Raw genomic sequence first — 6,427 nt, 5'->3', positions numbered from 1 at the left:
AGTATTGTCCAGCGGATTCTTTGCCTGCGGAATGCGTAGGAAGCCGGCACATTGCTCAAACGCCTTGGCACCCATACGAGGTACTTTCATCAGTTCCTTGCGCGAGGTGAAGGCACCGTTTTCGGCGCGATAGTTCACAATGTTCTGTGCCAGTTGCGGACCCAATCCCGAGATGTAGGTCAGTAGATGGCTGCTTGCGGTGTTCAGGTTGACACCTACCAAGTTTACACAGTTTTCTACGGTCTGGTCCAGTGATTTTTTCAGCTTGGTTTGGTCCACATCATGCTGGTATTGCCCCACACCAATAGATTTCGGGTCAATCTTTACCAACTCTGCCAGCGGGTCCATCAGTCGTCTGCCTATGGACACAGCACCGCGTACGGTGACGTCGTAGTCGGGAAACTCGTCCCGTGCAATTTTAGAGGCCGAATAGATGGAAGCTCCCTGCTCGCTGACGATGAATATCTGTATGTCGCGGTTGAAGCGCTGATGTTTCAAGAACTCCTCCGTCTCGCGGCTGGCAGTTCCGTTACCTATGGCTACGGCATCTATCTTATAAGACTCTATCATCATTTGCAGCTTGGCAAATGCCTCTTTCTGCTTGCTGACCGGAGGGTGGGGGTAGATGTTCTCATTGTGGAGCAGATTTCCTTGTGCATCGAGGCACACAACTTTACAACCCGTACGAAATCCGGGGTCTATACCCATCACACGCTTTTGCCCCAGTGGTGAAGCCAGCAACAACTGACGGAGGTTTTCGGCAAATACCTTGATGGCTTCCTCATCAGCACGTTCCTTACTTTGCGTGGCGAATTCCGTCTCTATGGATGGCTTCAATAGGCGTTTGTAGGAATCCTGCACGGCTTCCGCCACTTGCTGTCCGCAGGGGTTGTTGCTCCGCACGAATTGGCGTTCCAGCCGTTCCACGCACTCCTCATCGTCTGGGCTGATGCTGACTTTCAGCAGGCCTTCCGCTTCGGCACGCCGGATGGCGAGCAGGCGGTGGGAGCTGCATCGCTTCAACGATTCGGAGCAATCGAAGTAGTCGCGGTATTTGGTCGCTTCCTCTTCTTTGCCTTTCACCACCTTGGCGGTCAGTGTGCCTTGGCGGGCAAATGCGTTGCGCACGCTGTTTCGGGCACGTTCGTCTTCGCTAACATGCTCGGCTATGCTGTCACGGGCACCTTTCAGTGCATCTTCCACGTTCTTCACGTCTCCTTTCACGTAATTGGCGGCGCGTTCCTCCGGATGAGGCTCACGTTGCAGCATCAGCAGGGTGGCGAGGGGTTCCAGTCCTTTTTGACGGGCTGCTTCGGCACGTGTTTTCCGTTTGGGCTTGTAGGGGAGGTAGATGTCCTCCAGTAGGGTATTGTCCCAAGTCTCCTCGATACGTTTCTGAAGTTCGGTGGTCAGTTTACCTTGTTCCTGTATGGTGTTCAGGATGGTTTCTTTACGTTTGGCGATTTCGTTCAGCTTTTCATAGTGGGTCTTTATGGATTCAATCTGCACTTCGTCCAGTCCTCCCGTCACTTCCTTTCGGTAGCGGCTGATGAAGGGGATGGTGGCACCATCGTTCAGCAATCCGAGGGTCTGTACTATTTGTTTCTCTGATATGCCGAGGGCGGCAGATATCATGCGGTGGAAATGTTGTATCATCGGTTCTCTCTTTTTATAATGGATGCCAAAAGTACGAAAAACAATCGTCGTACGAAAATAAACCCCATATTCTTGGAAAAATCATTTATTATTGCGAAGTTTGTCAACTATAACGAACTAATAAACAATAATATGGAAGAAGCTAAAGGTCAATCGATTTTAGATAAAATGCTCACTACATTTATCAATACGTTAGTGAAAGCAGCCGAAAATGAGGCTCAAACACATTTCGGCAAAAACCTTGAGGAGGTATTGAAGCATTTCATGGCAAAAGTGAATAGCGATTTTGAAAAACAATGCCTGCTTTGGTATTTTACAAAAAAAGGTCAAACTATGACCGTGTCGTCAGAAGTCTTTGAGCGGATTGCGAAAGCGGCTGTTGCCTCGCGTGCGGCAAGCGAGAAGCTGTTTCATGGCCCACAGAAGGTAATCATTAAAGGAAAGGTCTATTATTCCCAAACCATTTCTTTCTATGAGAATGATGAATTTGATTATGCCTTGGGCTGTGCGACAATCTTCTTTGATGAGGAGGGCGTTCCCGTAGGCCTGAAGGATATTTATGACTTTAACGAAGCAAAACATCGTGATACCAATGCCGAGAGTGACACCACATTTATGGCTAAATTTGAAAAAGCAAATTTAGCAAAGTCCTACGCCATACTTTATGGCATTAATGACTATGACCTTCATGACTGATGTGTTTCGTACCATATCGTCATGTATCATAGCATTATTCTGCTGTCTGTTACCAGTGTTCTCTATTACGGGGGAGCATCCGATACTGATTATCAGTTCCTATAACCCGGATGCTGGCCGTACTTCCGGCAACATCTCAGACTTTATGGAGGAGTTCCAACGCCTGGGCGGGACAAACACCATCGCATTGGAAAACATGAACTGCAAAAGCTTCTCCGAATCTCCCCTTTGGGAACGGAGGATGGTGGAGCTATTGTCCAAATACCAGGGCGATAACAGTCCGGCGCTGACCGTCCTTATTGGGCAGGAGGCTTGGGCTGCCTATCTTTCTCTGCCCGACTCTATACGCGGCAATACTCCGGTCGTAAGTGCATTGTCCAGCCGTAACGCCATATTGTTGCCGGGCGATACGGTCGACTTAAAGACCTGGATGCCCGAATCCGTCGACTTCTTCACGGATTTCCCCAGTTCGCCTATCAAGGCTGGCTTCGTTTATGAGTATGATGTGGAGGCCAACATCAATATGATAAAGCAGATGTATCCCGGCACCAAGAATATCGCTTTTGTCTCAGACAACAGTTATGGCGGCGTTGCCATGCAAGCCTATGTAGTGAAGGAGATGCAGAAGTTTCCGGAACTCAACCTGATTCTGCTGGACGGACGCGTCCATACCATATATACCATTTGTGACAGATTGCATGAGTTACCGGAAAATACAGCTATATTGATGGGGACATGGCGTGTGGACATGAACGATGGTTACTTCATGCGGAATGCAACCTACGCCATGATGGAAGCAGCTCCCACTTTGCCCACTTTCTCGCTCAGTTCCGTAGGCTTGGGATATTGGGCTGTGGCAGGTGTCGTTCCTGCCTACCGTGCTTTGGGCAAGGAGATGGCAAGACAGTCCTACCGCCTGCTGACCACCCCTCAGGATAGTGAGACCCATATGGAAATCATTCCGAATGAGACCATACTGGACGGCAAACTTGTGAAGGAAAAGAAACTGAATATCGCCGGCCTTCCGGAACCGGTAAAGATGCTGAACGTAACCCCTTCTTTCTACGAGCAGTACAAGTATCATATCTGGTTTGTCGGTGTTGTTCTGTTGGTGCTGTTGGGCGGTTTGTTCGTTTCCCTTTATTTTTATTATCATACAAAGAAGTTGAAGGATGAACTGGAGGTATCCGAAGGTGCCTTGCGCGAAGCAAAGGACCGTGCCGAAGAATCCAGCCGCCTGAAGAGTGCTTTCCTTGCCAATATGAGCCACGAAATCCGTACTCCATTGAATGCGATTGTGGGCTTCTCGGACGTGCTGTCTGCCGGAGGAGCCTCGGAAGAAGAACAGCGTGGCTATTTCGAGATTATCAGGACCAACTCTGATTTGCTGCTTCGGCTAATCAATGACATATTGGATGTGTCCCGTTTGGAGGCCGACCGCGTCATCCTTTCTTTGGAGAGCTGCAATGTAGTGCAGATATGCCAGCAGGTAGTAGCTTCCGTGGCCCAGGCACGCAGGTCGACCAATCAATTCTTATTTGAGTGTGAACGTGAGGTAGTGGAGATGCGGACGGATGTGCAGCGTTTACAGCAGGTTGTGATAAATCTGCTTTCCAATGCGGACAAGTTTACAAAAGAAGGCACGATAACCTTGAAGCTGGAACTGGATACAGCAGGGAATGTAGCAGTATTTTCGGTGACCGACACCGGTTGCGGCATTCCTTTGGACAAACAGAAACGGGTGTTCGAACGTTTCGAGAAGCTGAACGAATATGTGCAGGGAACCGGCTTGGGCCTGTCCATCTGTAAGCTGACCGTTGAGAAGTGGGGCGGCGAGATTTGGATAGATCCTGCCTATACGGATGGAGCGCGGTTTATGTTTACCCACCCTATGAACTTATAAGAACCGACAAGAAATAAGGATATATAATGAAAAGATTTAGTTGTTTTTTTATCTGGATTTTTGTCCTGACAAGCATACTGCCTGCGCAGGAAAGAGAGGTGAAACTGAAAGTCGTACAGACCAGTGATATACACGGCAACTACTATCCCTACGACTTTATACGCCGCCGGGAGGCAACCGGCAGTCTGGCACGTGTGCATGCTTTGGTGCAAAAGGAACGTGAGGTTTATGGCGAAAACCTGATTCTTTTGGACAATGGCGACATTCTGCAGGGACAGCCCACAGCCTATTATTATAATTACATAGATACCGTTGCCCCTCATCTGGCAGCGGAGATGATGAATTTCATGGGGTATAATGCCGGTAATATGGGTAACCATGACGTAGAGACCGGCCGTACCGTTTTCGACCGTTGGGCAGGTGACTGCCGTTTTCCGATATTGGGTGCCAATATTGTGGATACTGCTACCGGAGAAACCCATTTCAAACCCTATGAGGTGCTGGAACGTGACGGAGTGAAAATTGTGGTTCTCGGTATGATAACTCCTGCCATCCCCGTATGGCTTTCAGAGAATCTGTGGAAAGGGCTGCGTTTCGACGATATGGAGGAGACTGCCCGCAAATGGATGAAGATTATCCGTGAGCAGGAAAAGCCTGATTTGGTTATCGGTATGTTCCATGCCGGCCAGGATGCCCAGCTGATGGGAGGCAAGTATCGCGAAAACGCTTCGGTGGAAGTGGCGTGCAACGTGCCGGGATTCGATATTGTCCTGATGGGGCACGACCATGCGCGCGAATGCAAGAGGGTGTGCAACATAGCCGGTGACTCGGTACTGGTGATGGACCCTGCCAGCAACGGTGTCGTTGTGAGTAATGTGGATATAACCTTGAAACTGCGTGATGGTAAAGTTATAGACAAGAAGATAGACGGCATACTGTCCGATACGCAAGACTACGGCGTCAGCGAAGAGTTCATGCAACGCTTTGCCCCCGAAAATGAAGCTGTGCAGAATTTTGTTTCCAAGAAGATAGGTTCCTTTACCGAGACCATCTCCACACGTCCTGCCTATTTCGGCTCTTCCGCTTTTATAGACCTTATTCATGAGTTGCAGTTGGCAATCAGCGGAGCGGATATTTCTTTTGCGGCTCCTTTGTCCTATGATACGGAAATCCGTAAAGGAGACATTTTTGTGAACGATATGTTCAATCTGTATAAGTACGAAAATATGCTTTACACCATGCGTCTGACGGGAAAGGAGATACGCGATGCCTTGGAGATGTCGTATGATTTGTGGACCAATCGGATGAAGTCTCCGGACGACCATATCCTTCTCTTCCGTGAGAAGCGCCGCGAAGGTGCTACGGATAGGGCCTCATTCAAGAATTTCAGCTTCAACTTCGATTCTGCGGCGGGTATTATCTACACGGTGGATGTGACCAAGCCGGATGGCGAGAAGGTAACCATTCTCAGCATGGCAGACGGTACCCCGTTCAATATGGATAAAATGTATAAGGTAGCGGTGAATTCTTATCGTGGAAACGGTGGTGGCGAATTGCTGACAAAGGGTTCCGGCATCTCGCAGGATGAATTGAAGGAGCGCATCATCCACTCTACGGATAAGGACTTACGCTATTATCTGATGCAGTACATCGAGCGAAAGAAGGTGATTGAACCGCGTGCGCTGAATCAGTGGAAGTTCATTCCCGAAGAATGGGCGGCTCCGGCTTCCAAGCGTGATTATGAGTTCTTGTTTGGCAAAGTTAAAGAATAATTCACTATCTTTGCGGCTCAGAATCTATAGTATAAGTTTTTGGACGTGAAGCAGAAGAAAAAAATTATAGGCGCATTGAGCTTGCTGGTACTGTTTATCATGTACCAGGCAAGCATCACCGCGTTCACTCACGTCCATTATGTGAATGGGGTGCTGATAACGCACTCGCACCCTTTTCATGGCACACATTCTCACTCCCAGACTTCCCTGCTGGTCATCGGGCATTTGTCGGCATTCTGCTCTTCCGGGGCGGATGTGTATGAGGTTCAGCACCCGATGCGTCCTTTGCTGGCCATGCTCAGAGCCAAACCGGCAACGCCTACTGTTAAGGGGGAAGTTATACGTACCCTTTCCCTTCGCGCTCCTCCCGCTCTTTTTTCATAGTCATTAGGTTTAAAAA

At 49.0% G+C, this 6,427-nt stretch carries 5 protein-coding genes; 4 read left to right on the top strand and 1 reads right to left on the bottom strand.

Annotation, left to right across the window (positions count from 1 at the left end; genetic code table 11):
• The coding region (locus tag ABUA47_RS06090; protein ID WP_349831460.1) for a helix-hairpin-helix domain-containing protein at positions 1 to 1,656 on the bottom strand (1,656 nt) is incomplete at its 3' end.
• A 132-nt stretch (positions 1,657 to 1,788) separates the two neighbouring features.
• Here ABUA47_RS06090 and ABUA47_RS06085 point away from each other — a divergent pair.
• Genes ABUA47_RS06085 through ABUA47_RS06070 form a run of 4 tightly spaced genes read left to right on the top strand, consistent with a single transcriptional unit; the run spans position 1,789 to position 6,411 of the window.
• Positions 1,789 to 2,352 (top strand): hypothetical protein, encoded by a 564-nt coding sequence (locus tag ABUA47_RS06085; RefSeq protein ID WP_008663017.1) that lies wholly within the window; start codon positions 1,789 to 1,791, stop codon positions 2,350 to 2,352.
• Positions 2,345 to 4,255, top strand: coding sequence for a HAMP domain-containing sensor histidine kinase (locus ABUA47_RS06080; RefSeq protein ID WP_347774401.1), 1,911 nt, complete (start codon positions 2,345 to 2,347; stop codon positions 4,253 to 4,255). Before ABUA47_RS06085 ends, ABUA47_RS06080 begins: the two co-directional genes overlap by 8 nt.
• Before the next feature lie 26 nt (positions 4,256 to 4,281).
• Positions 4,282 to 6,027 carry a bifunctional metallophosphatase/5'-nucleotidase gene (locus ABUA47_RS06075; protein ID WP_347774394.1) on the top strand — a complete coding sequence of 582 codons (1,746 nt, stop codon included), beginning with the start codon at positions 4,282 to 4,284 and terminating at the stop codon, positions 6,025 to 6,027.
• A gap of 45 nt (positions 6,028 to 6,072) precedes the next feature.
• Entirely contained in the window at positions 6,073 to 6,411 is a 339-nt protein-coding gene (locus ABUA47_RS06070) for a hypothetical protein (RefSeq protein ID WP_035449198.1), read from the top strand.
• Positions 6,412 to 6,427 lie beyond the last annotated feature (16 nt).

Origin of the sequence: Bacteroides sp. RTP31139st1_H2_RTP31139_211217 (genome assembly GCF_040227615.1) — a bacterium.
In the GTDB taxonomy this organism is placed as follows: domain Bacteria; phylum Bacteroidota; class Bacteroidia; order Bacteroidales; family Bacteroidaceae; genus Bacteroides; species Bacteroides uniformis.
This window is presented reverse-complemented; position numbering and strand designations above follow the sequence as displayed.